General features: G+C 66.8%; 22 protein-coding genes. 5 read left to right on the forward strand and 17 right to left on the reverse strand.

Annotated elements, in window-relative coordinates; translation table 11 throughout:
* Positions 1-205: 205 nt before the first annotated feature.
* Together purH and purD are read left to right on the forward strand one after the other, a co-directional pair.
* Positions 206-1,789 carry a bifunctional phosphoribosylaminoimidazolecarboxamide formyltransferase/IMP cyclohydrolase gene (gene purH, locus ACM0PY_RS09410; protein WP_134972282.1) on the forward strand — a complete coding sequence of 528 codons (1,584 nt, stop codon included), beginning with the start codon at positions 206-208 and terminating at the stop codon, positions 1,787-1,789.
* 61 nt (positions 1,790-1,850) lie between these two features.
* Positions 1,851-3,134 (forward strand): phosphoribosylamine--glycine ligase, encoded by a 1,284-nt coding sequence (gene purD / locus ACM0PY_RS09415; protein ID WP_088497435.1) that lies wholly within the window; start codon positions 1,851-1,853, stop codon positions 3,132-3,134.
* 134 nt (positions 3,135-3,268) lie between these two features.
* Here the strand turns inward: purD and rpoH are convergent, their stop codons facing one another.
* The 6 genes from rpoH to rhlB all read right to left on the reverse strand — a co-directional run bounded on the left by rpoH (position 3,269) and on the right by rhlB (position 9,460).
* Positions 3,269-4,144, reverse strand: a complete 876-nt coding sequence (gene rpoH, locus ACM0PY_RS09420) for an RNA polymerase sigma factor RpoH (protein WP_005411269.1) — start codon at positions 4,142-4,144, stop codon at positions 3,269-3,271.
* Between the two features lie 278 nt (positions 4,145-4,422).
* Entirely contained in the window at positions 4,423-5,136 is a 714-nt protein-coding gene (gene ung, locus ACM0PY_RS09425) for a uracil-DNA glycosylase (RefSeq protein ID WP_088497438.1), read from the reverse strand.
* Positions 5,133-5,975, reverse strand: coding sequence for a response regulator (locus ACM0PY_RS09430; protein ID WP_134972284.1), 843 nt, complete (start codon positions 5,973-5,975; stop codon positions 5,133-5,135). Before ACM0PY_RS09430 ends, ung begins: the two co-directional genes overlap by 4 nt.
* 7 nt (positions 5,976-5,982) lie before the next feature.
* Entirely contained in the window at positions 5,983-6,930 is a 948-nt protein-coding gene (gene ftsX / locus ACM0PY_RS09435; protein WP_005419726.1) for a permease-like cell division protein FtsX, read from the reverse strand.
* Between the two features lie 3 nt (positions 6,931-6,933).
* Complete coding sequence (gene ftsE, locus ACM0PY_RS09440) at positions 6,934-7,620, reverse strand: cell division ATP-binding protein FtsE (RefSeq protein WP_005419728.1); 687 nt, start codon at positions 7,618-7,620, stop codon at positions 6,934-6,936.
* Between the two features lie 115 nt (positions 7,621-7,735).
* Positions 7,736-9,460: an ATP-dependent RNA helicase RhlB gene (gene rhlB, locus ACM0PY_RS09445; RefSeq protein WP_072167299.1), complete on the reverse strand. Its 1,725-nt coding sequence runs from the start codon at positions 9,458-9,460 to the stop codon at positions 7,736-7,738.
* 509 nt (positions 9,461-9,969) lie between these two features.
* On the opposite strand from rhlB, the gene trxA reads away from it, so the two are divergent.
* A complete protein-coding gene (trxA, locus tag ACM0PY_RS09450; RefSeq protein ID WP_005411275.1) occupies positions 9,970-10,299 on the forward strand; it encodes a thioredoxin in 330 nt (109 codons plus the stop codon).
* A 228-nt stretch (positions 10,300-10,527) separates the two neighbouring features.
* On the forward strand, positions 10,528-12,276 hold the full coding sequence (gene rho, locus ACM0PY_RS09455) for a transcription termination factor Rho (RefSeq protein ID WP_180868798.1): 1,749 nt from the start codon (positions 10,528-10,530) through the stop codon (positions 12,274-12,276).
* An 87-nt stretch (positions 12,277-12,363) separates the two neighbouring features.
* Here rho and ACM0PY_RS09460 read toward each other — a convergent pair whose 3' ends face one another.
* Positions 12,364-13,431, reverse strand: a complete 1,068-nt coding sequence (locus ACM0PY_RS09460; RefSeq protein ID WP_414609379.1) for a hypothetical protein — start codon at positions 13,429-13,431, stop codon at positions 12,364-12,366.
* A gap of 297 nt (positions 13,432-13,728) precedes the next feature.
* On the opposite strand from ACM0PY_RS09460, the gene ACM0PY_RS09465 reads away from it, so the two are divergent.
* Entirely contained in the window at positions 13,729-15,303 is a 1,575-nt protein-coding gene (locus ACM0PY_RS09465) for a sensor domain-containing diguanylate cyclase (protein WP_005419756.1), read from the forward strand.
* 39 nt (positions 15,304-15,342) lie between these two features.
* On the opposite strand, the gene ACM0PY_RS09470 is transcribed toward ACM0PY_RS09465, so the two are convergent.
* The 10 genes from ACM0PY_RS09470 to queF form a co-directional block, all read right to left on the reverse strand.
* The gene (locus ACM0PY_RS09470) at positions 15,343-16,245 is read right to left on the reverse strand and encodes an energy transducer TonB (protein ID WP_138952281.1); all 903 of its coding nucleotides are present in this window, start codon (positions 16,243-16,245) and stop codon (positions 15,343-15,345) included.
* Positions 16,246-16,325: 80 nt separating this feature from the next.
* Entirely contained in the window at positions 16,326-18,056 is a 1,731-nt protein-coding gene (aceK, locus tag ACM0PY_RS09475) for a bifunctional isocitrate dehydrogenase kinase/phosphatase (protein ID WP_180885483.1), read from the reverse strand.
* Between the two features lie 146 nt (positions 18,057-18,202).
* Positions 18,203-18,562: a hypothetical protein gene (locus ACM0PY_RS09480; RefSeq protein WP_005419760.1), complete on the reverse strand. Its 360-nt coding sequence runs from the start codon at positions 18,560-18,562 to the stop codon at positions 18,203-18,205.
* Positions 18,563-18,615: 53 nt separating this feature from the next.
* Positions 18,616-19,032, reverse strand: coding sequence for a roadblock/LC7 domain-containing protein (locus ACM0PY_RS09485; protein ID WP_005419762.1), 417 nt, complete (start codon positions 19,030-19,032; stop codon positions 18,616-18,618).
* Positions 19,025-19,573: a GTP-binding protein gene (locus tag ACM0PY_RS09490; RefSeq protein ID WP_005419763.1), complete on the reverse strand. Its 549-nt coding sequence runs from the start codon at positions 19,571-19,573 to the stop codon at positions 19,025-19,027. The genes ACM0PY_RS09485 and ACM0PY_RS09490 overlap by 8 nt, the downstream gene beginning before the upstream one ends.
* Entirely contained in the window at positions 19,566-20,531 is a 966-nt protein-coding gene (locus tag ACM0PY_RS09495) for a hypothetical protein (protein WP_134970514.1), read from the reverse strand. The genes ACM0PY_RS09490 and ACM0PY_RS09495 overlap by 8 nt, the downstream gene beginning before the upstream one ends.
* A gap of 314 nt (positions 20,532-20,845) precedes the next feature.
* On the reverse strand, positions 20,846-23,068 hold the full coding sequence (locus ACM0PY_RS09500) for an NADP-dependent isocitrate dehydrogenase (protein WP_180885485.1): 2,223 nt from the start codon (positions 23,066-23,068) through the stop codon (positions 20,846-20,848).
* A gap of 315 nt (positions 23,069-23,383) precedes the next feature.
* Entirely contained in the window at positions 23,384-23,896 is a 513-nt protein-coding gene (locus ACM0PY_RS09505; RefSeq protein WP_111102215.1) for a hypothetical protein, read from the reverse strand.
* Between the two features lie 43 nt (positions 23,897-23,939).
* Positions 23,940-24,233, reverse strand: coding sequence for a LysM peptidoglycan-binding domain-containing protein (locus ACM0PY_RS09510; protein ID WP_049410686.1), 294 nt, complete (start codon positions 24,231-24,233; stop codon positions 23,940-23,942).
* Positions 24,234-24,487: 254 nt separating this feature from the next.
* Positions 24,488-25,306 carry an NADPH-dependent 7-cyano-7-deazaguanine reductase QueF gene (gene queF, locus ACM0PY_RS09515; RefSeq protein ID WP_134972913.1) on the reverse strand — a complete coding sequence of 273 codons (819 nt, stop codon included), beginning with the start codon at positions 25,304-25,306 and terminating at the stop codon, positions 24,488-24,490.
* Between the last annotated feature and the right edge of the window lie 440 nt (positions 25,307-25,746).

Consider the following 25,746-nt stretch of genomic DNA (forward strand, 5'->3'; position numbering starts at 1 on the left):
CCGAACCCGCTGATCCTTGGCAGTTCCCGCACAGCCTACCCGATTGGGGCAGCCCGCCCCATTGAATTGATTGCGGACCGCCCCCGGCCAGACGGTGCTGAAGGCGACCACAGGCCATCGGTGCAGGTTGATTGCCACCACCGGCGCCCGCCACCGGCCCCCACCGCCTACAATATCGGCCCCGCTCCGCTGCCGATTCCGTCCCATGACTGCTGATCTGTTGCCCGTCCGCCGGGCCCTCCTCTCCGTTTCCGACAAGACCGGTCTGGTCGAGCTGGCCACTGCGCTGGCGGCACGCGGCGTGGAGCTGCTGTCCACCGGCGGCACCGCCAAGGCGATCCGCGAGGCGGGCCTGGCCGTGAAGGACGTGGCCGAGGTCACCGGTTTCCCGGAAATGATGGACGGCCGGGTCAAGACCCTGCACCCGATGGTGCACGGCGGCCTGCTGGGCCGCTCCGGCCTGGATGACGCGGTGATGGCCGAGCACGGCATCGGCGCCATCGACCTGCTGGTGCTGAACCTGTACCCGTTCGAATCGGTCACCGCCAAGGCCGACTGCACCCTGGCCGACGCGGTCGAGAACATCGACATCGGCGGCCCGGCCATGCTGCGTTCGGCGGCCAAGAACTTCGCCCGCGTGGCAGTGGCCACCGACCCGTCGCAGTACCCCGAGCTGCTGGCCTCGCTGGAGGCCAACAACGGCCAGCTGACGGCTGCCACCCGCTTCGCGTTCTCGGTGGCCGCGTTCAACCGCGTCGCCCAGTACGATGCGGCGATCAGCAACTACCTGTCGGCGGTCACCGCCACCGACGCCGCCGTGCCGGCCCGTGCCGAATACCCGGCGCAGATGAACTCCACCTTCGTGAAGGTGATGGACCTGCGCTACGGCGAGAACCCGCACCAGAGCGGCGCGTTCTACCGCGACCTGTACCCGGTCCCGGGCACGCTGGCCACCTTCCAGCAGCTGCAGGGCAAGGAGCTGAGCTACAACAACCTGGCCGATGCCGATGCGGCGTGGGAATGCGTGCGCCAGTTCGATGCGCCGGCCTGCGTCATCGTCAAGCACGCCAACCCGTGCGGCGTGGCCGTCGGCGCCGGCAACGGCGATGCCTACGAGCTGGCCTACGCCACCGACCCGACCAGCGCCTTCGGCGGCATCATCGCCTTCAACAAGCCGCTGGACGCCGCCACCGCCAAGGTGATCCTGGACCGCCAGTTCGTGGAAGTGCTGATTGCCCCGGACTACGAGCCGGCCGCGCTGGAATACGCGCAGAAGAAGGCCAACGTACGCGTGCTGCGCATCCCGCATGGCGACGGCCTGAACAACTTCGACAGCAAGCGCGTCGGCTCGGGCCTGCTGCTGCAGTCGTCGGACAACCGCGGCATGACCCGCGACGAGCTGAAGGTGGTCAGCAAGCTGGCGCCGACCGACAAGCAGTTCACCGACCTGCTGTTTGCCTGGAAGGTGGCCAAGTTCGTGAAGTCCAACGCGATCGTCTACGCCAAGGACAATCGCACCATCGGCGTGGGCGCCGGCCAGATGAGCCGCGTGTACTCGGCGCGCATCGCCGGCATCAAGGCCGCCGACGCGAACCTGGTGGTCGAGGGCTCGGTGATGGCCTCCGATGCGTTCTTCCCGTTCCGCGACGGCATCGATGCCGCCGCTGCCGCCGGCATCAAGGCGGTCATCCAGCCGGGCGGTTCGATGCGCGATGCCGAAGTGATCGCCGCCGCCGACGAACACGGCCTGGCCATGGTGTTCACCGGCGTGCGCCACTTCCGCCACTGATCCGCATCACCAAGCCGGGCCCTGCCCGGCTTTTCTTTTCCGTATCCGAGAACCCTGTCCCATGAAGATCCTCGTCATCGGCTCCGGCGGCCGCGAACACGCCCTGGCATGGAAGCTGGCCCAGTCCTCCCGTGTCACCGACGTGATCGTGGCGCCCGGCAACGCCGGTACCGCCAGCGAAGACAAGTGCCGCAACGTGGCGGTGAAGGTGACCGATATCGACGGCCTGCTGGCGCTGGCCCAGGCTGAAGGCGTGGCGTTGACCGTGGTCGGCCCGGAAGTACCGCTGGTGGCCGGCGTGGTCGACCGCTTCCGCGCCGCCGGCCTGCGCATCTTCGGGCCGACCGCCGCCGCCGCGCAGCTGGAAGGCAGCAAGGCCTACGCCAAGGACTTCCTGGCCCGCCACAACATCCCCACCGCGTTCTATGCCGTGCACACCGACGTGGACGCTGCCCTGGCCTACATCCGCGAGAAGGGTGCACCGATCGTGGTCAAGGCCGATGGCCTGGCCGCCGGCAAGGGCGTGATCGTCGCAATGACCCTGGCCGAAGCCGAGGACGCGGTGCGTGACATGCTCTCCGGCAACGCGTTCGGCGATGCCGGCGCCCGCGTGGTGATCGAGGAATTCCTCGATGGCGAGGAAGCCAGCTTCATTTCGATGGTGGACGGCGTGCATGCGCTGCCGATGGCCACCTCGCAGGACCACAAGCGCGTCGGCGACGGCGACACCGGCCCCAACACGGGTGGCATGGGCGCGTACTCGCCGGCGCCGGTAGTGACGCCGGAGGTGCATGCACGCGTGATGCGCGAAGTGGTGAACCCGACCGTGCAGGGCATGATCGCCGACGGCATCCCGTTCACCGGTTTCCTCTACGCCGGCCTGATGATCGATGCCAGCGGCGCGCCGAAGGTAATTGAATTCAACGTGCGCTTCGGCGATCCGGAAACCCAGCCGGTGATGCTGCGCCTGCAGTCGGACCTGGTCGAGCTGGTGGAAGCGGCGATTGATGGCCGCCTGGACCAGGTAGAAGCGCAGTGGGATGCGCGCCCGTCACTGGGCGTGGTGCTGGCCGCGAAGCCCTACCCGGAAGCGCCGATCACCGGTGACGTGATTTCCGGCCTGGGCGACGTGCCGGCCAGCGCCAAGGTGTTCCATGCCGGTACGGCATTGGATGCGCAGGGCCAGGTGGTCAGTGCCGGTGGCCGCGTGCTGTGCGTGGCCGCACTGGGCGACAGCGTGCGCGACGCACAGGCCAATGCCTATGCCGGCGTGGCCAAGGTGACCTGGGCCAACGCGTTCCACCGCACCGACATCGGCTGGCGCGCGATCGCACGCGAGGGCTGAGGCCGCGCCGCAGCCACGCATGGCGTGGCTCTACTGACACTGGGTAGATCCACGCCATGCGTGGATGAGAACGCCACCAAAAAGAAAAGGCCCGGCAATGCCGGGCCTTTTCCTGGCTTCAACGCCATCCCGCCTTACGCGGTGAACAGCGCCTTCATCTTCTTCAGCGCGTTCGCCTCGACCTGGCGGATGCGCTCGGCGGACACGCCGTACTCGTCGGCCAGCTCCTGCAGCGTCACCTTGCTGTCGGCATCCAGCCAGCGACGACGGATGATGTCGCGCGAACGCGCATCCAGTTCGGCCAGGCCTTCGCGCAGCAGCTGCATCTGGTTGTCTTCGCTGTCCTCGCGCTCGTAGGCCATCGACGGGTCTTCGTCATCGGCAACCAGGAACGCAGCCGGCGACGGCGGGGCGTGCTCGTTGTCCTCGTCGGTCGGCGCATCGAAACCGATATCGCGACCGGACAGGCGCGATTCCATTTCCATGACCTCGCGCTCGGACACGTTCAGGTCCTTGGCCACCGCGCTGACTTCCGCCGCGTTCATCCAGCCCAGGCGCGTCTTCGACTTGCGCAGGTTGAAGAACAGCTTGCGCTGCGCCTTGGTGGTGGCGACCTTCACGATGCGCCAGTTCTTCAGGATGAACTCGTGCATTTCGGCACGGATCCAGTGCACGGCGAAGGAGACCAGGCGCACGCCCATGTCCGGGTCGAAGCGCTTGACCGCCTTCATCAGGCCGATGTTGCCTTCCTGGATCAGGTCACCCAGGGCAAGGCCGTAGCCGTTGTAGCCGCGGGCCACGTGCACCACGAAGCGCAGGTGCGAATGCACCAGCTCGCGGGCGGCGTCCAGATCGTTGCCGTCGCGGAAGCGACGGGCCAGGTCCTGTTCGTCATCGACCGACAGCACCGGGATCTGGTGCACGGCACCGATATAGGCGTCCAGCGAACCGAGCGCACTGGGAATCGGGAGATTGTTTGCCACAAGGGCAGTAGAGGTGTTCTGGCTCATAGGCACCCATCTTAGCAGTCCGGGATTTGGACTGCTAAAGGAGGAAAAAGTTCCAGCATCCTATTGATGCAACACTGGTCCCAAACAGAGCCCTACCGTAGCGCGATTTGATGACAGTGGCGAGCACGCTTTTCGGGATTCACAATCCCTTGGAATTCAAGCAATTACCCGGCGGAAACCGGCCGATTTCAGTCAAGCGGAGCTGAACGGGCCGTTCTGAAGGCCCATTCAGCGCCGAAGACGTTGCCCGGTGTTCAGGCCCGGCAGCCCGCCGGTGCTCAAAGCGCCGAACGCGGCGGCAGCGACCAGTCGATCGGGGCCTGGCCGCGACGCTGCAGGTACTCGTTGGCCATCGAGAAATGCCGGCAGCCGAGGAAGCCACGATGGGCCGACAGCGGCGACGGGTGCGGCGACTTCAGCACGCGATGGCGTCGGGTGTCGATGACCTTGCCCTTCTGCTGCGCATAGGCGCCCCACAGCAGGAACACCAGGCCTTCGCGTTCGCGGTTGAGCACGTCCACCACGTGATCGGTGAAGCCCTCCCAGCCACGCCCCTGGTGGGCACCAGCCTTGCCCTCTTCCACCGTCAGCACGGCATTGAGCAGCAGCACCCCACGTTGCGCCCACGGAATCAGGCAGCCGTGGTCCGGGCGCGGGATGCCGAGATCGCTCTCGATCTCCTTGTAGATGTTCAGCAGCGACGGCGGCACCGGCACGCCCGGCGGCACCGAGAAACTCAGGCCATGCGCCTGGCCGCGGCCGTGGTACGGGTCCTGCCCGAGGATCACCACCTTCACCTGCTCGAACGGCGTGGCGTCGAACGCGGCGAAGATCTGCGGGCCGGGCGGGAACACCGCCGCGCCACTGGCCTTGCGCTGGCGCAGGAAGCTGGACAGCTCGCGCATCTGCGGCTGCAGCAGGTAATCGCCGACATGCTGCTTCCAGCTCGGTTCCAGCTGGATCGTCGGGGTGTCGGCTACTTCATCCATCATCGGATCAGGGGTCCATCGTTCAATCGGGCCAGGCGCAGCTGGAACAGCACCTTGGTGACCAGCAGCCGCTCTTCGATCGGCTTGAGCACCAGGTCGTTGGCACCGGACTGCAGCAGCCCGGTCTGGTTGTGCGTGTTGCCGTCACCGGTCATCACCAGCACCGGCAGGCGGCGCTTGCCGTAACCGAAGTCCACGCGCACGCGCTGCACCACGTCGCGCCCGCTCAGTTCGCCCTTCAGGGTGACATCGGTCAGCACCAGGTCGATGCGGTGGCGGCTGCGGCCCAGCGACTCGGCAGTGAGCAGGGTGAATGCCTCTTCGGCGCTGACCACGTGCAGTACGTTCAACTGCTGCCGCTCAAGCATGCGCTTGGTGGCCTCGGCCACCACCCGGCTGTCCTCGATGTAGAGGATGGTGGCACCGGGGATGGTCTGCGGCTGCACATAGCCACGGATGAAGGTCGCCAGTGCCTCATGGCCCAGCGCCTTGTCGAAATAGTCGGTGACGTACTCGGTGAAGCGACGCTGCTCCAGGTGCTGCTGGGCATCGCCGGACACAACGATCACCGGCACATAGGCCTGGCCGGCGGCTTCGCGCACCATCCGCGCCAGCGCCAGGCCGTCGCCATCGCGCAGGGTCAGCGAGGTCGTCACCAGGTCCACCGGGCCCTGCGCCAGCGCCTGCTGCGCATCCTCGATGCTGTCGCAGCCGATCACCTCCACGCCCGGCAGGTCACGCTGCAGGACATCGGCGATCAGTTTGCGGACCAGCTTCGAACCATCGACCACCATCACCCGCGTCGCGGGCCCTTCAAGGTGCTTCAGCGCTTGCGGTTGCATGCCGGTCTCAGGTGTCGGTCGGACGGGTCTGGCGGAGGAAGTGGCCGGTCACCAGCCAGGCGCCCAGCCAGCCCAGCAGCAGCGTGCCGACCAGGACCAGGCCGCCGTGCAGCAGGTCCAGGCCATGCAGCACGAACGGGCTGCCGTAGCTGCGCGAGAGTTCGGCCAGCGGCACGCGCAGGGCGGCACCGGCGGCGCCGATCAGGGCCAGCGCTACCGCGCCGGCGCCCAGCCCGTACCACGCGCCCAGGTACAGGAACGGGCGGCGGATGAAGCCATCGCTCGCGCCAAGCAGCTGCAGCACGCCGATCTCTTCGCGACGGGCCTGGATGTCAAGGCGCACGGTGTTGCCGACCACCAGCGCGGCGCCCACGCCGAGCAGCACCGACAGCACCTGCACCAGGCGTGCACCGAACGCCAGCCAGGCATCCAGGCGCTGGCGCCACAACGCATCGTGCTGCACCAGGTCGGCCTCGGGCAGGCTTTCCAGCGCGCGCGCCAGGCGTGCGTCGTCCTTGCCCTGGCCCGGGGTGATCACCAGCAGCGAGGGCAACGGATTGTCGTTGAGGGCATCGATCGCCTCACCGAGGCCGGCATCGCGCAGTTCCTGCAGGCCCTGCTCGGGTGTGCGCACATTCACTTCGGCCACGTCATCGCGGTCGCGCAGCTGGCCGGCCAGGCGAAGCGCACCGGGACCATCGATGTTGCCCTTCAGGAACACGTTGATGTCGCGCGACTGCTGCACGCTGCCGGCGAACTGCTTGAGGTTGTCCAGCGCGATCGACAGCCCCAGCGGCAACGCCAGGGCCAGCGCCATGACCATCACGGTCAGCAGGGTCGCCCACGGCTTGCGGCAGGCGCGGCCCAGGCTGAACACCACGCTGTGCACGTGGTGCTGGAACCAGACGCCCACGCGCGACGGGGCGGCGGCTTCGCTGTTTTCGTTCTTCGCCATCGGTTACTCCGCCAGGTCCTGCGGCGAGATGTCATCCACCAGCCGGCCGTGGTCGAGGATCAATACGCGCTTGCGCATACGGCGCAGCAGCGGCAGGTCGTGGCTGACCACCAGTACGCTGGTGCCGCGCGAGGGCAGCTCGGCGAACAGGGCCATGATCTCCGCTGCCAGGGTCGGGTCGAGATTGCCGGTCGGCTCATCGGCCACCAGCAGCTTGGGCTCGCCGACGATGGCACGGGCGATGCCGACGCGCTGCTGCTCGCCGGCCGACAACTGCGAGGGCAGTGCCTTCTCACGATGGCCCAGGCCCATGCGCTCGAGCACTGAACGCACGCGCTTGTTGATGTCGCCACGGCGGGTACCACGCAGGATCAGCGGCAGCGCCACGTTCTCGGCAATCGAACGGTCCATCAGCAGGCGGTGGTCCTGGTAGACCGCCCCCACCGCGCGTCGGTGGCGCGGCACGTCGCCGCCGCGCACCTTCAGCAGGTTGCGCTCGTCGAACACCACCGCGCCGCGGCTTGGCCGCTCGTCGAGGTGGATCAACTTGAGCAGCGTACTTTTACCCGCACCGGAATGGCCGGTGACGAACAGCATCTCGCCCGGCGCGACCTCGAAGCTGACATCGGTCAGTGCCTCGTGGCCACCGGCGTACTGTTTGCTGACATTGTCGAAGCGCAGGACACTCATGCCCCGATTATGCAGGACCTGCGCGACGGCGTGGAGATGGTCACGGGATCGGTAGTGCCGGCCGCTGGCCGGCACGCCCATGAAGCCACCCGACCAACGGTCGGGTGCTACAGGATCAGTTGCCCGACAGCATCCGGCGGATCTTGCGGCCGATGCGGGTCAGGAACGAATCGCCGGTATCGGCGGCGGTACGCACCGGCTTGGCCACCACCTGCACCGGGGTCACCGGGCTCGCGCCGTTGCCGGCGTTGGCCTGCACGCCCTCGGCACCCTCGACCGGACGGCCGTGGCGACGACGACGGCGCTTGCGCGGCTTGTGTTCACCATCCACGGCACCTTCCGGTGCGCCTTCGGCGCGCGGCGGGCGCGGCGGACGCGGGGCCTGGGCAGCGGCGCCTTCAGCACCGGCGACCGGGGCCGCAGCCCCCTGCTCGCCTTCCACGCGCGGCTTGCGCGGGCCGCGCGAACGGCGTTCGCCGCTGCGCTCGCCGTCACGGCCACCACGACCACCACCACTGCCGGAACGACCGCCACTGCGGCCACCGCCCCGACGCTCTTCCTCGGCGGCGCGGGCTTCGCGCGCTTCACGGAAGATCTGGCCGACGCTTTCGTTGTCCTCGCCTTCCTCGCCTGCAGCCGGGGCCGGGCGTTCCGGGCGCGGCAGCGGGGTCAGCAGTTCCTTGGTGACCGGCTCGGAGGGAATCTTCTGCTCGATGTAGGCCTCGATGTCCGGCAGGCCCATCGCGTAGCGTTCGCAGGCGAAGCTGATCGCATCACCCTCTTCGCCCAGGCGCGCGGTACGGCCGATGCGGTGCACGTAGTCTTCGGCATCGAACGGCAGGTCGTAGTTGTAGACGTACTTGATGCCGTCGATGTGCAGGCCGCGCGCGGCGACGTCGGTGGCCACCAGGATTTCCAGCTGGCCCTTCTGGAAGCGGTTGAGCAGGCTCTCGCGCTTCTTCTGCGGCACGTCGCCGGACAGCACGCCGACGCGATAGCCGGCCTTTTCCAGCGAGCGGGCAACGCGCTCGACGAACACCTTGGTGTTGACGAACACCATGGTCCGCGCGCCTTCGCTGCGCGACAGCAGGCCCAGCAGCAGCGGGATCTTCTCGTCGTCGGCCGGGAAGTAGATGCGCTGGCGCACGCGGGCAGCGGTGATGGTCTCGGCTTCGACCACCAGTTTCTGCGGCTCGTTCATGTGCTCGTAGGCCAGCTCCAGCACGCGATGGCTGAGGGTGGCGCTGAACAGCAGGGTCTGGCGGATGGTGCGTTCCGGCATGCGGCGCAGCAGGAAGCGGATGTCCTTGATGAAGCCCAGATCGAACATGCGGTCGGCTTCGTCCAGCACGCAGATCTCGCAGGCATGCAGCGAAACCACCTTGTGCTGCTTGACGTAGTCGATCAGGCGGCCCGGGGTGGCGATGATCACGTCCACGCCCTGCTGCAGCAGCTCGCGCTGCTTGTCGTAATCCACGCCACCGTAGACCAGCGCGAAACGCAGGCCCAGGTCGGAACCGAACTTCACCGCATCCTTGTGGATCTGGATGGCCAGTTCGCGGGTCGGGGCGAGGATCAGGGCGCGGGGGTCTTCCGGCTTGCGGTCGGCCAGCGCCGGACGGGTCAGCAGGCGGTTCACGACAGCGACCAGGAAGGCCAGGGTCTTGCCGGTACCGGTCTGGGCCTGGCCGGCAACATCACCACCGGGCAGCGCGACCGGCAGGGTCAGCGCCTGGATCGGGGTGCAGCGGGTGAATCCGGCTCCTTCAAGGCCGGCCTGCAGGGCCGGGTGCAGCTCGAAGGAGGAGAAGGTCAAATCGGTCAGCGGTTTGTCGCTCATGAGTCCGTCTTGGTATGGCCGCCGGCCCTTGGGGCGGCTGGCACTTCAGCGTCTAGGGGAACCGTCGCAAACTGCGGCCCCTGCGGCGGGTTGGCAGGCCGGGACCCCTCGGTCCGTGCGCCGCACAATGCCCCAGTTTAACGCACTCGGGCAGGCAAACCGGAATGCGGCGTCTCATGGCATCCAGAGACGTAACCTTCACCCAGCCACACCGGACTTGAACGGCTTGCACGGAGGCGCTGGTGTCGCCCACTGCCAGCCCCATCTTCAGGAAGACAGTGAAATCCGACACATACCGGCCATCGAAGCGATCACGATACGCTGGGTTCCAGACGGCGCCTGTCCCTGCCCCGCGATAGGGGTACACTGCCGGCCGTGAGCGTCCAGGCATCCCGCCGAACGCACCGCGGCAGTGCGCCGCGAGGCAACGACGAGGGTCGCGCCACCGGGCAAGGCCCAGTTCACCCACCTCCGGCATGGCCGGGTGCAATCCAAGACGAGAAACCAAGATGAGCGACAAGGTTGTACATGTCGGCGACGCCGACTTTGATAGCGCAGTGCTGAATTCCAAGGAACCGGTGCTGGTCGATTTCTGGGCCGAGTGGTGTGGCCCCTGCAAGATGATCGCCCCGGCGCTGGACGAGCTGGCCGATGCCTACCAGGGCCGCGCCAAGATCGCCAAGGTCAACGTTGACCACAACCGTGCGCTGGCCGCGAAGTACCACGTGCGTTCGATTCCCTACCTGGTCGTGTTCAAGGATGGCGAGAAGGTCGGCGAGCAGATCGGTGCGGTGGGCAAGGCCCAGCTGGCCGGCCTGCTGGACAAGGCCCTGGCCTGATCCTGCCGGTCTCCGGCAGCCGCCGAGCGCGGCTGCCGGCGGGCGCACCACGCCCATGATGAATGCTGTTCCCGGCGACCCTTGCATGGCGCCGCAGGCCGATGATAGTGTCGGCATATCCGGCCGCGTTCGCGTGCCGCACCCTCTGGACGCAGTTTCTTCCAGACCCATTCCCAACGTTCGCCGCCCCAGCCGGGCGCTCGCACCTTCAAGCGAGGAATAACGCTCTTGTCCGATAACACTTCCGAAACCGGCAGCGCTGATGCGCCCGCCGAAAAGCGCGTGCGCAAGCCCCGCGTGAGCAAGGCCGCCGCCCCGGCAGCCGCAGAAACCAGCGCCGCTCCGGCGCAGCCGACCTTGCCGCTGGCCGCCGCGCCCGAAGCACCGGCGCCGGCCGCAGCACCTGCGCCGAGCGCGCCCGCCGCCGAGGCCCCCGCCAGCAGTGGCGGTGGCGAGGGTGGCGAGGGCCGAGAATCCGGCCAGCCGCGGCAGCAGAATCACCAGGGGGGTGGCCAGAACCAGGGCCAGAACCCGTACAACCAGAGCGGCCAGCAGGGCCAGGGGCAAGGTCAGGGCAACCGCCGCGACCGCTTCCGCAACCGCCGCGACCGTGACCGCAACAACCGCTTCCGCGACGATGGCATGTCCAATGACGGCGGCGAACAGCAGCCGTTCGTGCCGCGCCCGCACGCCAACGTGCCCGAGGGCTTCCCGGTCTACTCGCTGAGCGACCTCAAGCGCATGCCGGCACAGAAGCTGCTGGAAATCGCCGAGCAGCTGCAGATCTCCGAAGGCGTGGCCCGTGCCCGCAAGCAGGACGTGATCTTCGCCCTGCTGAAGGTGCTGACCCGCCACGGTGACGGCGTCGCCGCCGATGGTGTGCTGGAAATCCTGCCGGATGGCTTCGGTTTCCTGCGCGCGGCCGAAGCCAGCTACCTGGCCGGCCCGGACGATACCTACATCTCGCCCAGCCAGATCCGCCGCTTCAACCTGCGCACCGGCGACCACATCTCCGGCCGCATCCGCTTCCCGAAGGACGGCGAGCGCTACTTCGCGCTGAACATCGTCGACACCATCAACGGCGAGCCGATCGAAGCGTCGAAGAACAAGGTGCTGTTCGAGAACCTGACCGCACTGTTCCCGCGCCGCCGCTTCACCCTTGAGCGTGGCAACGGTTCGTCGGAAGACATCACCGGCCGCATCCTCGACCTGATGGCGCCGCAGGGCAAGGGCCAGCGCTCGCTCATCGTGTCGCAGCCGAAGGCCGGCAAGACGATGATGATGCAGCAGGTCGCCACCGCCATCACCACCAACCATCCGGACGTGCACCTGATCGTGCTGCTGATCGACGAGCGCCCGGAAGAAGTGACCGAAATGCAGCGCACCGTGCGCGGCGAGGTCATCAGCTCGACCTTCGACGAGCCGGCCGCGCGCCACGTGCAGGTGGCCGAAATGGTCATCGAGCGCGCCAAGCGCCTGGTCGAGCACAAGAAGGATGTGGTGATCCTGCTCGACTCGATCACCCGCCTGGCCCGCGCCTACAACAACGTGGTGCCGAGCTCGGGCAAGGTGCTGACCGGTGGTGTGGACGCCAACGCCCTGCACCGCCCGAAGCGCTTCTTCGGTGCCGCGCGCAACGTGGAAGAAGGCGGCAGCCTGACCATCATCGCCACCGCGCTGGTCGACACCGGCTCGAAGATGGACGAGGTGATCTACGAAGAGTTCAAGGGCACCGGCAACAGCGAAGTGCACCTGAGCCGTCGTATCGCTGAAAAGCGCGTGTTCCCGGCCATCGACATCAACCGTTCCGGTACCCGCCGCGAAGACCTGCTGATCGAACCGGAACTGCTGCAGAAGATCTGGATCCTGCGCAAGCTGCTGCATCCGATGGATGAAATGGCCGCGATGGAATTCCTGCTGGACAAGATGAAGAACACCAAGTCCAACGACGAGTTCTTCGGTTCGATGAAGCGCTGATCCGCATCTTTGATGGAACGAGAAAAGGCCCCGCGATGCGGGGCCTTTTCATTGGAACCAGCGCTCCCGTCCATGGGCACCATGGAGCTATCGGCAGATCTGCCGCGGGTCCATCTCCAGATCACGACAGATGCGATCATGCGCCAGGTGCGCCGCCCGATGCCGGAGGCCAACAGCAGCCAGCCAGCCGGGAATGGAGGGCAAGAGCATCTCCCATACATCAGCCTGCAATCGCCCCCTCAATGCGATCAGCAGCTGGCGGGCCTCGTCCTTCGCACCCTCGAAGTACGCCGCAAAAGCAAATGTCTCCATGCAGACCCCGTGATAGCTGTCGCCATGAACGGACGCAATGTCCTGCAGACGACACTCCAGGGTTTCGGGCGTGGCACCGGCCCATTTCAGTATTGCGCGGCGTAGCCACGCAGCGGTTTCCTCGTTTCCGAGATGGCGGGAGATTCCTCGCATCGTGCTGAAGCTTTCTGCCGCGGTCAGGGCGTCATCCAGCACCGCTTGTGCAGCCACGATGTGCGAGCAGCTACCAGCGGGTGCGTTCTCAACCACCCAATCGGCAAATCGAAAGTGATCATCGGGCTTGCCTCCCCAGCGCTGCCATGTCCCTCTCGCATACTGCACGATCGATGGGCAATGGAACGGCTCGGCCGCCATCGCCGCATCGAGCCATTCCTCCCTGTTTCCGTCACCTGCGCCGACCACGACGTTGCAGTGAATCAGGCCAGCCAGCGCCATTGCATTGCCAGGCTCCTGGGCCACGATGTCCGAGAGCTTCCGATATGCCTGCATCATGATCCCGGGGTATCTGCGTCGCCGCAACATCGGGATATCCGCTGCGTAACTCTCACCGCGGACTGTCCATGCCTTGTTGATGTCCGCATATGCAGAAACCAATAGAGGATGAGAGGACTGTGGCAACGCCTGCGTCCACGTCTTGATCCATCGACCAACCCGGCGTTCCACCGACAGGCGCCAGACAAGGTGCTCATGGGTTTCAGCCGCCCCCCCCGCCATCACGGCCTCGGCCGAAGCGTGGTCACCGGCATTCAGGTGCATGCGAACCCGCGAAAGATGGGATTCGACAAAGTGGCTTCGATGGGTTGCACAAGGAAGAACTCTCAAGCTCTGCAGCAGATATCGCATGAACGTGCATCCTCCAAACGCACCATGCTTTCAGTTCCCGAGGGCAGGTACCATGCGAATAGTTGTAGATTTCCTTGACCAGCCAGACTGGCCCTGCGCCCACGCGTCTTGGCACCGAGCCCGCTGCGGCAGGTTTTTTTTTGGCTGCAGGGCGACCTGTTTCACTTTGCCGCCGCTGACTTTTGGCGATAATTCGCCCCATACCCTGCCCGGCCCCAAGGGCGTGGCCACCGATTCCCGCTGTCGCCCCTTCCGGAGAACCGGTCGGGTCCAGCCTCCTGCCGGATCCGTCGACGCATGCGAACGCTGTCCCCCCGCCTCAACCTGGGCAAGCTGATCCTCGCCCTGGCCCTGCTCAGCGCCATCATCGCCCTGGCCAATACCCTGCTGGCCAGTTACCGCGTGCAGCGCGACCAGCTGGTCGGCAACACGCTGGAGGCCAACCGCGTCTATGCCACCAAGCTGGCCGAGACCACTCAGAATTTCCTGCTGGCCGCGCAGCAGGAGCTGGCCTACGCCGCCACCCGGCTCGGCCAGAATGATCTCGATCCGGCACAGGCCCAGGATGAAGCCAGCCGGCTGCAGCTGCAGACCAACAGCTTCAACTCCTCGCTGGTGGTCGACGCCGACGGCCTGGTGATCGCCACCTCGCCGCAGACCCTGCAGCTGCAGGGCGAGATCCTGCACAGCGCCGGCAACAACGCCGCACTGGCCGCGCGCCAGCCGATGATCAGCGATCCCTACCAGTCGACCACCGGCAAGCTGCTGGTCTCGCTGTCGCACCCGATCTTCGATCGCCAGGGCCGCTATCGCGGCTACGTCAGCGGCACCCTGTACCTGCGCCAGCGCAGTGCGCTGCACACGCTGCTGGGCAAGCACTACTACCGCGACGGCTCGTACCTGTACGTGGTGGACCGCAATGGCCGCCTGCTGTACCACGCCGATGGCAAGCGGGTCGGCGACTACGTGGTCGGCAACCCGGCGGTGAAGGCAGTCGTGCGCGGTGAACGCGGTGCGCAGCAGGTCCGCAACAACCTGGGCGTGTCGATGCTGGCCGGCTATGCACCGGTACCGGCCACCGGCTGGGGCATCATCGCCCAGCGGCCGACCGAGGCCACGCTGCAGCCATTGTCGCGGTTGATGACCGCGGTGATCTGGAATGCGATCCCGCTCGGCCTGCTGTCACTGCTGGTCACCTGGTGGTTCGCCCGCCGCATCTCGATGCCGCTGTGGCAGCTGGCGCGAAACGTGCAGGGTGGCGAGGACACCGGCAACGCGATCAGCCACGTCAGCGGCATCCGCGCCTGGTACTTCGAGGTGGCCCAGCTCAAGCAGGCGGTGCTGCACAGCTTCAACGCGCTGCAGGACCGCATCGGCACGCTCAGCCGCGCCAACCGTACCGATCCGCTGACCGGCCTGCTCAATCGCCGCGGCCTGCAGCAGGCGCTGGATGCGCTGCAGGTGCAGGGCATTCCGTTCGCGATCCTGGCGCTGGACATCGATCGCTTCAAATCGATCAACGACAGCCACGGCCATGACGTCGGCGACGCCGCCATCGTCCATATCGCCGACCAGATGCGCCGCTACTCGCGCGACAGCGACATCCTCTGCCGTGCCGGTGGCGAGGAATTCCTGCTGCTGTTGCCGGGCATCAGCACCGACTCGGCGCGCCAGGCCGGCGAGCGCCTGCGCCAGCACATCGCCGATCATCCGTTCGAGCCGGTCGGCACCATCACCGTGTCACTGGGCGTGGCCCACTTCCCCAGCTTCCACGTCGATGCCGAGCAGGCACTGCGGCTGGCCGACAAGGCCCTGTACATGGCCAAGGAACAAGGCCGCAACCGGGTGGTGGTCTACCCGTACGCGGACTGAAAAGCGGCCGGCCTGGCCGACCGCTTCGCCGCGCCGGGCTCAGCGTTGCGCCAACGGTGTCAGCAGGCGCAGGCCGCGCTGGGTGCCATCGACCATGTACACGCCCCCGGCCGGCAGCAGATCACTGCCCGCCTGTTCGACGGCATCCGGCTTGCGCCACGGTGCGGCCTGGCGTGGGCCGGGGATGTAGGCACGCCAGCGGCCATAGCGCTCCGGCTGGGCATTGCCGTTGCTGCCGGTGTCGCTGTTCAGGGCGAAGTTCACCGGCACGCGTACGGTCCAGAAGTCGCGCGTGCTGTTCTCGCCGGTCGTGGGCGGGACGAAGGTCCACTTTCGGGCGCCGCTGATGCTGGCCTTGGCGAGCAGGTCGCGCATCTTGGCCAGGGTCCGCTCCGGCGCGACCACGGTCATGTTCACCTGTTCGGCAATGACGTCGGCCACGGTCCCGTCGCGGGCCACTTTGACCAGCAGGAGCACATCACCCTGCCCGCCACTGCGGAAGACATCCTCGGGGTAGCGCGGTGGCGGCATGTTCTTCCGGGTCACCGAATCGGTAGCCTTCGGGTCATACTCACTGAAGTCGACACTGGTCATGCTGACCTGGTAGCTGCCGTCGTCCTGCTCCTTGCCACGCAGGCGCACCCGCAGTGGTGCGTGGACCGCCACCGGCTTGCCATCGCGCAGCGTCGGCTCGAACTGCCATCCACGGATGGTGCCTTCCACGAACGATGCAATACCCGGTGCGAGCATCGCCTGCTGGTCCAGGACCAGCGCGCTGACCGAGCCGTCGGCCGCCACATCGATACTGCCCGACAGCGCCATGCTCATCTCGGCGGTGGCGCGCACGGCGCGCGCGTTCTGGGCGACGGCCTCGGATGGCAGCAGCGGGGCACCTGCGGAGAACGCCAGGGCCAGCGCAAGGAACAGGGGGGAACGCATCATTGCCGGATCCGTGGTGATGAAGTGAGCACCGAGCGTACCGCAGTCCTGACCGGACCGGCACGTGCTTCACGCCACGCCGTTCAGGCCAGGCGATGGGCCGCCGCGTAGGGCGGCGTATCCGGATAGTTCCCCTCGGCGAAGCGCGCCTGCAGGTCCTGCCACCACGCCGGATCGAACAGGTGCCGGTAGTGCTCCCTTACCGCCGCCAGTTCGCTGGCGGGCAGGCCCATGAACGGGCCGAAGCGCTCGGGAAACACGTCGCGTGGACCGACATGGAACCAGGGTTCATCGGCCATGACTTCCTCCGGCGTACGCGGCTGCGGCCAGGCGCGGAACACGCAGTCGCTGACCAGGCACAGCTCGTCGTAGTCGTAGAAGACTGCTCGGCCATGCCGCGATACGCCGAAGTTCTTCGGCAGCATGTCGCCGGGGAAGATGTTGTTGCGCGCCATGTCGGTGATCGCCTGCGCGTAGTCGAGTACCGCTGCGCGCACCGCCTCGCCCCCCTGCTCGCGCAGGTACAGGTTCAATGGACGGAAGCGACGCTGTACGTAGCAAAGTGCGACTTCCACATGGTCGCCATCGACCCGCACGGTCTGCGCGCATTGCTGCAGCAGCTCCTCCAGCAAGGCCGGTGCGAAGCGGTCGCGCGGGAAGCGCAGGTGGCGATACGGCTGCGCATCGAGCAGGCGGCCGACACGGTCGAGGTTGAACACCAGCGCGTACTTCTCTTCCACCTGCTGCCGCGACATCGCCTTGGGCCACGCGAAGCGGTCGCGGATCAGCTTGAACACCAGCGGATAGCTGGGCAGCGTGAACACCGCCATGACCATGCCAGGTGTGCCTTCGGCGGGCACCAGCCGCTCCTGCGGATGCTCGTTGAAGTGGCGGAAGAAGGTCCGGTAGCGCTCGGTCTTGCCTTGCTTGGCACGGCCCAGGACGGTGTAGATCTCATCGATGGGCTTGCCTGGCAGCAGGCTGCGCAGGAACACCACCGCATCGCCCACCGTGGCAAGGTCGGCCTGGAAATAACTGCGCGACACGCCGAACAGATGGGCGACGTCGCGGCGCCGGGTCAGCACCGCGTCGGCACGCAGTCCACGCTCATCGTTGACCAGTGCGATCACGCAGGGTGAGAAGCGGTGCTCGCCGAACACGCGGCCCACCAGATAGGCGCGGCGCTCGCGATAGAACACGGTGTCCAGCAGCTCGATGCTGCGCACCGGCGTATCGCCCCAGTGGGCCAGATCATCCTGCAGGCGCACGGCGATGGCCGCCGCGCAGCGCAACTGGTGCGCATACGGAATGTCGAAGCGATAATCGGCCAACACGCGCTGCAGGGCCTCCACCGGCCTCGTCGGTGAAACCGCGTAGGTATGCCGCGCGACCGGATGGGTGATCGCATCGGACGGCTCGACGTCAAAGGCGATGAACTCCAGCGCCGGATCCACGCCACGGGTGGAGAACAAGCGCCGCGACAGGGTGTTGTAGAACGTCTTGTACAATTCGGCGTCGATCAGCCCCCGCAGCAATTCGCTGTAGCGTGCATGCACCTGCAGCCACAGTGCGCGCTCCCCGACCGCTTCGCCGGCAAGGCGCCGCAGTGCATCCATCTGTTCGGCAATGCACAGGTCGTACAACGCGATGCGCTCGACTGCATCCCGGCGCGCGCCCGCCCAGTCGCGCTGCTCGAAACGCTGCCGCGCGCGGGCGGTGATCGCCGCAAAGCGGGCGTGGTACTGCTCGAAGCCAGCGTGGATGGCACCAGCGATGCGCGACGCCAGCTCGGCATCGATATCAGGCTCGGACATGCAGGACTCAGCCGGGAGGACCGGCTTCACCATACGCTGGCGTGTGCAATGGCGTCGAGTGCGAAGGTAGTGCCGGCCGCTGGCCGGCAGCACCTGGACCGTCGATGGATCGATGCAGACGCCGGCCAGCGGCCGGCACTACCGGCTCAGATCGCCAGTTCGGCCTCTACGTCCTGCACCTTGCGTCGGGCCAGCGCAAGGTTGGACTTGGTCCGGTCCAGCACGATGTAGAAGAACAGGCCCTTCTTCTTCGCGACCGGTCGCATGATGTGGTACGCCTTGCCCAGCGAGATCAGGATATCCTCGATGCTGTCATTGAGGTTCAACGAGGCGGCGGTCTTCATCTTGGCCCGGATCACTTCGGTGTTGCCGGCGGCGGCCACTTCCATGTCCATGCCGGCACCGGCTTCGCCCAGCAGCATGCCGCTTTCGTAGTCGACCAGCGCCACTGCCTGCGCGCCGTCGATGCCCATCAGTGCGTTCAACGATTCATTCAATCCAGCCACGTCGCACCCCTTGTCGATGTTGGTTCGAGCCCCTCGTTCCCCTGCGGCCGGGCTCACGATCCGCCGAGTTCGGCCAGGATCGCCTGGCCACATTCCCTGCTCTGCCACAGCACCTGCCCGATCACGCTGCGCTGGTCGCAGGCCGCCATCAGCAGCAGCGGCGCACGCCCTTCGGCCTGGATTGCCAGCATCAGCACCTTCCCGCCCATCGCTTCCAGCATCAGCGTCTGCAGATCGCCCAGCACCAGTTCGCGCCCCACCGCTGCGGCCAACGCCAGCATCGCGCTGGTCATCGCCGCCAGCCGTTCGCCGCGCCCTTCGGCACCGGCGCTGACCAAGGCAAAACCATCGACGCTGGCCAGCACCACCGTGCGGACGCCTTCCACCCGCTGCTGCAGGTCCTGCAGCAGCGGCTGCAGGCGCTCACGCTGGCCCGCATCGGGCAGTACCGCCATCTGCCCGTCACCCATACGCGGCCACCAGTGCGTGCGCTTCCATTTCGCTCATCAGTACATCCATCAGCAGCAGTCCCTGTTCGCGGTCACGGGCATCGACGGCCAGCAACGGCAGCGGCTGGTCGTCGAGGCAGGCGTGCGTGGCCCAGTCATCCAGCGCCGCCTGTGGTGCCTGGTCCAGGTGGGTGACGGCCACGACCAGTGCCAGGGATGATGCGAACGGCTGCAGCACCTGCAGGTAGTCCTGCAGCTCGCTGGCAATGCCGGCGCGCCGTGCGTCCAGCAGCAGCACCGCGCCCCGTGCACCCTGCAGCAGGATCGGCCACAGGAAATCGAAACGCTGCTGGCCGGGCGTTCCGTACAGACGCAGGCGTTCTCCGTTGGGCAGGTCGATGTCTGCATAGTCCAGCGCGACGGTGGTGGAGGCCTTGTCGGCACCGAGGCGATCACTGTTGGCCACATCGGTGTCGACTACCGCGCCGGCCGCGATGCTGCGCACCAGCGTCGACTTGCCGCTGCCCATGCCGCCCAGCACCACCACCTTGTGCTCACGCATTGCGCTCACTCCCGCGCAGGTTCCGCCACAGGCGGGCAAGCAGTCCGTTGTCGGTGCGGGTGCCACCGGTCGCCATCATCGGCGTCGCCGGGGCGGCCTGCAGCTGCGCGTAGCCACACAGGTAGGCCGCGTGGATGAAATCGCGAACGGCCGCCGCCGGCAGCTCAAGCAGCATCGCGCATTCTTCAACCGTGCACGCGCGCTTGAGCAGCAACGAGCACAGGCGGAATCCATCGTGGTCGTGTCCCAGTACGCGGAAATCCGGCCAGCGCAGCAGCTTCACCGAAGCGCCGCGCAGGCGTTCGTCCAGTGCCTGCCAGTGGCGGCTGCGTTGCGCCCATTGCCACAACAGCGGCCGCAGCGGCTGGCGTGATCGCTCACCAGCCAGCGCCTGCAGGCGCATTGGCGTCAGTGCATCCAGCTGCAGGCGTTCGAAAGCATCGGCCAGGCGCTCCACCAGCGCGCTCGCGGGTTCCTGCAACAGCACGGCCTGGTCGTGCTCCAGATCCATCAGCAGCAAAGGCTCGCCCGCATCACTCAACAGTGCCTGGCCATGGCGCAGCGGCAACCGCTCGCGCAGCAGGCGGGTGATGGCGTGTGCGCCATCGGCCAGACGTATCAGTGCGGGTGCGGGCATGGCCAGGGGCTCCGGTGCCAACTGCATGCGACGCAGCGCGCGGCCGATGGCACCGTCGTCGAGCACATCCTGGTGTCCGTCGCCGTCGCGCAGTTGGCCGCCGTTGTCCTCGATCCAGCATTGCAGGCGCGGTCGCTGCTGGCGCATGCGCTGGGCCGCGTTGCGCAGTGCCGGGGTATCGCGGATGACCAGCAGGTCGCAATCGTCCAGGTCCCGGCTGCGGCGGACCTGGCCGTCCGGCAGTGCCGACGCCAGGCGCAGCCGTTGCAGCAGGGCCTGCTCGCCCTGGATATCGGTTCCCACTACCAGCACGCGTGCCATCCGTGTCCCCGGGCGACCACCTCCCCGGTGGTCTCGCGTCGCCAAGGCTAGGATATTGCCGACGAAGACCGTCGTGATCGACTGCTCAGATTGAAGGCGGTTGCACGCCCCCTTCTGTCGGTTCTGCGACAGCCATTGCGGGCAAGTTTCATGCCCCGTTGACGGCAGTCCGACAGCTGACGGATGTCACGGTTTTCATCGCTCGGGGTCGGATCCCTTTTGCGCGCAAAAGGGATCTGACCCCACGGCCCCGGAAAAAGAAAACCCGCGCCGAAGCGCGGGTTTCCATGTTGCAGCAGGCGAACGGCGCAGGATCAGCCGCGCAGCTGCTCCAGCGCGGCGTTGAAGGTCGCGCTCGGGCGCATCGCCTTGCTGGCCTTGGCCAGGTCCGGGCGGTAGTAGCCACCGATGTCCACGGCCTTGCCCTGCACCGCGATCAGCTCGTCGACGATCTTCTGCTCGTTGTCGGTCAGCGCCTTGGCCAGCGGGGCGAAGCGTGCCTTCAGCGCGGCATCCTCGTCCTGCGCGGCCAGCGCCTGCGCCCAGTACAGGGCGATGTAGAAGTGGCTGCCACGGTTGTCGATGCCACCCAGCTTGCGCGACGGCGACTTGTCGTTGTCCAGGAACTGGCCGTTGGCTTCGTCCAGCGCCTTGGCCAGCACGCGGGCGGCGGCGTTGTCATAGCGGTTGCCCAGGTGTTCCAGCGACGCGGCCAGGGCCAGGAACTCACCCAGCGAATCCCAGCGCAGGTAGTCCTCTTCGACGAACTGCTGCACGTGCTTCGGGGCCGAACCACCGGCGCCGGTCTCGAACAGGCCACCACCGGCCATCAGCGGCACGATCGACAGCATCTTGGCGCTGGTGCCCAGCTCCATGATCGGGAACAGGTCGGTCAGGTAGTCGCGCAGCACGTTGCCGGTCACCGAGATGGTGTCCTCGCCCTTGCGGATGCGGTCCAGCGAGAACGCGGTCGCTTCCACCGGCGGCAGGATGCGGATGTCCAGGCCGTTGGTGTCGTGGTCCTTCAGATACTGCTCGACCTTGGCGATGACCTGCGCGTCGTGGGCGCGGGCGGCATCCAGCCAGAACACGGCCGGGGTGCTGCTCAGGCGGGCACGCTCGACGGCCAGCTTGACCCAGTCCTGGATCGGCGCGTCCTTGGTCTGGCACATGCGCCAGATGTCACCGGCTTCCACGGCGTGCTCGAACACCACGGTGCCGGCATCGTCGGTGACCTTGACCACGCCATCGGCAGCGATCTGGAAGGTCTTGTCGTGCGAGCCGTACTCCTCGGCCTTCTGTGCCATCAGGCCGACGTTGGGCACCGAACCCATGGTGGCCGGGTCGAAGGCGCCGTGCGCCTTGCAGTCGTCGATGACGGCCTGGTACACGCCGGCGTAGCAGCGGTCCGGAATGACGGCCTTGGTGTCCTGCAGCTTGCCTTCGGCGTTCCACATCTTGCCGGAGTCGCGGATCATCGCCGGCATCGAGGCGTCGACGATGACGTCGCTCGGCACGTGCAGGTTGGTGATGCCCTTGTCCGAGTTGACCATGGCCACGCCCGGGCGCTGTGCGTACTCGGCAGCCAGGTCGGCTTCGATCGCAGCACGGGTGGCTTCCGGCAGCGACGGCAGGCGCGCAGCCAGGTCACCGATGCCGTTGTTGGCGTCGAAACCGGCCTGCTTGAGCACGTCGGCGTGCTTGGCCAGCACGTCCTTGTAGAACTCATTGACCGCCACGCCGAACATGATCGGGTCGGAGACCTTCATCATGGTCGCCTTCAGGTGCAGCGAGAACAGCACGCCCTGGGCCTTGGCATCGGCGATCTGCTCACCGAGGAACGCGGCCAGCGCCTTGCGGCTCATCACGGCGGCGTCGACGATCTCGCCGGCCTTGACCGCGGTCTTTTCCTTCAGCACGACGGTGCTGCCGTCGTTGCCATGGAAGGTGATCTTCAGCGAACCGGCGTTGCCCAGGGTGGCCGACTTCTCGCTGCCGTAGAAATCACCGGCGGCCATGTGCGCGACGTGCGACTTCGAATCGGCCGACCAGGCGCCCATGCGGTGCGGGTGCTTACGCGCGTAGTTCTTCACCGACAGCGGTGCACGGCGGTCGGAGTTGCCTTCGCGCAGCACCGGGTTCACCGCGCTGCCCTTGACCTTGTCGTAGCGCGCCTTGTAGTCGCGCTGCTGGTCCTCGGCCGGGGTTTCCGGGTAATCCGGCAGCGGATAGCCCTGGTCCTGCAGTTCCTTGATGGCCGCCTTCAGCTGCGGCACCGAGGCGGAGATGTTCGGCAGCTTGATGATGTTGGCGTCCGGGGTGGTCGCCAGCTGGCCCAGCTCGGCCAGGTCGTCGCTGACCTTCTGCGCGTCGGACAGCAGTTCCGGGAACTGCGACAGGATGCGGCCGGACAGCGAGATGTCACGGGTTTCCACCACGATGCCGGCAGTGGCGGTGTAGGCGTCAACGATCGGCAGCAGCGACTGGGTGGCCAGGAACGGGGCTTCGTCGGTCAGCGTGTAGAGAATCTTGGACATGGGGGACTTGGACTCTGTAGCAATGCTCAGGGGAAGGCCGGCGCCAGCGCCGGGCCACGTGCAACCGTGTCGCGCGCGGGGTTGGCCCCCGCGCTTTCCCCCGTCGCCGTCAGGGTGGGCGCGCGGCGGGGAAACCCCTGCATTGTCGCGTTTTCAGCCGCGCGGGGCAAAGCCACGCCATACGCGGCGGTACTGCATGCCGGCAACGCTGTGATCCATCGACGCCTGGATGAAGCCGACCATCATCCAACAAAAAAGGACGCAGCCTCGCGGCTGCGTCCATCGTGAGCCCTGCCGGGAGAGAGTCGGCTGGACTTACTTGACCTCGAACTCCTGCGGCGTTCCGGCCGCCTTGCCATCGACGGTGACTTCGGCGCGGTACTTGCCGGCCGGCCAGCCCTTTGCATTCTTGAAGGTGACGTTGGTGGTTTCCGCACCGCTGGTGTTCAGCGTGGCATTCTGTTCGCCGGCCACCTGGCCGTCCTGGTAGGTCAGCTTCGCGCCAACGGTGACGTTGTTGGCAGCACCGTCGGTCTTGACCGAGACGATGATGTCGTCCTTCGGCGCGAACAAAGCCGTCGTCGCAACCGACTTGTCGGCGGCTGCGGTCTTGCCGACCGTGACCGACGAGACGCTGACAGCAGCGGCTTCGGCCATCGGCGGCGGCGCGCCGGTCATCGGGGCCGGTGCTGCCGGTTCGGCCGGAGCAGTCGCTGCCGGAGCGGCATTGTTGTCGGTCGACTCTTCTTTCTTCTTGCAACCGACCAGGGCGACGCTGCCCAGCAGGGCGGCGATCAGGGCGGTCTGGAGCGGGGTGGTCTTGATCATTCGGGGTTCCTCCCAGGGATTGTCGGACGGCGTTCTGGCCGGCTTACTTCGGCGGCAGTTTCAGGGTCTGGCCCGGGAAGATCTTGTCCGGGTCATCAAGCACATCGCGGTTGGCTTCGAAGATCTTCTTCCAGGCATTGGCGTCGCCCAGATGCTGCTTGGCGATCTTCGACAGCGAGTCACCCTTCTGCACGGTATAGGTGCCGCCGCTGACAACGTCTGCGGTGCTGTCCACCGAAGCGCTGACGCCGGAGAAGTCCGCCTTCGGTGCCTGTTCGGCGGTACTGTCGACGCTGCTGCTGACGCCGGAGAAATCGGCTTTCTTCTCGGTACTCATCCACAACTCCCGTCTGCATGACTACGTGATTGGCACGGTGCCATGGCGGTTGTTAAATGGGGATGGTGCAGATGTGAAGCCGCCCCCGGGGGCGACTGAACAATCGGGAGAGACGGTGTCCGGTCGTGCCGGCCGCTGGCCGGCTTTCCCTTGCCCTGGACGCGGGTTCCTTGCGGTTGCCGGCCAGCGGCCGGCAACCGCAAGGAACCCGCGTCCAGGGCAAGGGAAAGCCGGCCAGCGGCCGGCACTACCGGTTACTGCCGCAGTTCGCGGTAGGTCGCAGCCGGGGCGGTGATGCCGGGGCTGGCGCGCCAGGGGTTGATGTCCAGGCCACCACGGCGGGTATAGCGGGCCTCCACTTCCAACCATTGTGGCTGGCAGCGCGCAGATACCTCGCTGAAGATCCGCTCAACGCACTGCTCGTGGAACTCGGCGTGTTCACGGTAGCTGACCAAGTAGCGCAGCAGGCCCGCGCGATCGATCTTCGGCCCGCGGTAACGCAGGCTGACCGTGGCCCAGTCCGGCTGGCCGGTGACCGGGCAGTTGGACTTCAGCAGCGCCGAGACCAGGGTCTCCTCCACCACCTCGCCCGCATCGGCGGCGAGGAAGTCGGCCTGCGGCGGGCCGTAGCAGTCGATCTCCACGTCCAGCCCGTCGATGGATTCGCCGAGCGGCGTCTCTCGCAGCTCCGGCAGGCCGAACTCGACCTGGACCGGCGCACCAGCGCAGGCCGACAGATCCGCCACGATGCGCGCGCGCAGCGCCTCGGCGCTGTCGATGCGGGTGCTGTTGAGGGAGTTGAGGTACAGCTTGAACGACTTCGATTCGATCAACTGCGGCGAGGTGCACGGCACCAGCACGGTGGCGACGGCCGCCTGCGGCTTGCCGCGCGGATCGAGCCAGCTCAGCTCGAAGGCGTGCCAGCGGTCGTGGCCGACGAACGGCAGCGCTGCGTCATCGAGGCCGATCTCGACGCGGGCGCCGCTGCGCGGGATGGGAAACAGCAGGCCGGGGTCGTACTGCGACGGGTAACTGACCTCGCGACCGAGGCTGGAATCCTGTGGGGTGTTCATGGAGGTCATTGTATCGCGCGGAGGGCGGGCGTTCGGCCGGGCCGGCCAACGGCGAAGCCCCTCCGTGGTGGTTCAGGCACGATCTCGGGGTCGGCCGGGAGGGTGGGTTGGCTGGGGGCCGCTGCAAGTACGTCCATGTAAGCTCGGTCGCCGCATCCATGCGGCTCACGCCCCCAGCCAACCCACCCTCCCGGCCACGGACAGTTTCCTGCACCACCACGGGAAAGATCAGAAAAATCAAGATCAAAAGCCGATCCTTCAGACGTTCATGACGTCCGCCGTGTCGACCAAGGTCGACACCCACCAAAGCAGAATGTCGTTCCGACAGCCGCGGGAAACTGTCGAAGGCGGGGTGGGTCCGGTGGCAGGGGCGTGAGCCGCATGGATGCGGCGACCGAGCTTACATGGACGTACTTGCAGCGTCCCCTGCCACCGGACCC

It is taken from the genome of Stenotrophomonas sp. BR163, assembly GCF_047520985.2.
In the GTDB taxonomy this organism is placed as follows: Bacteria; Pseudomonadota; Gammaproteobacteria; order Xanthomonadales; family Xanthomonadaceae; genus Stenotrophomonas; species Stenotrophomonas sepilia.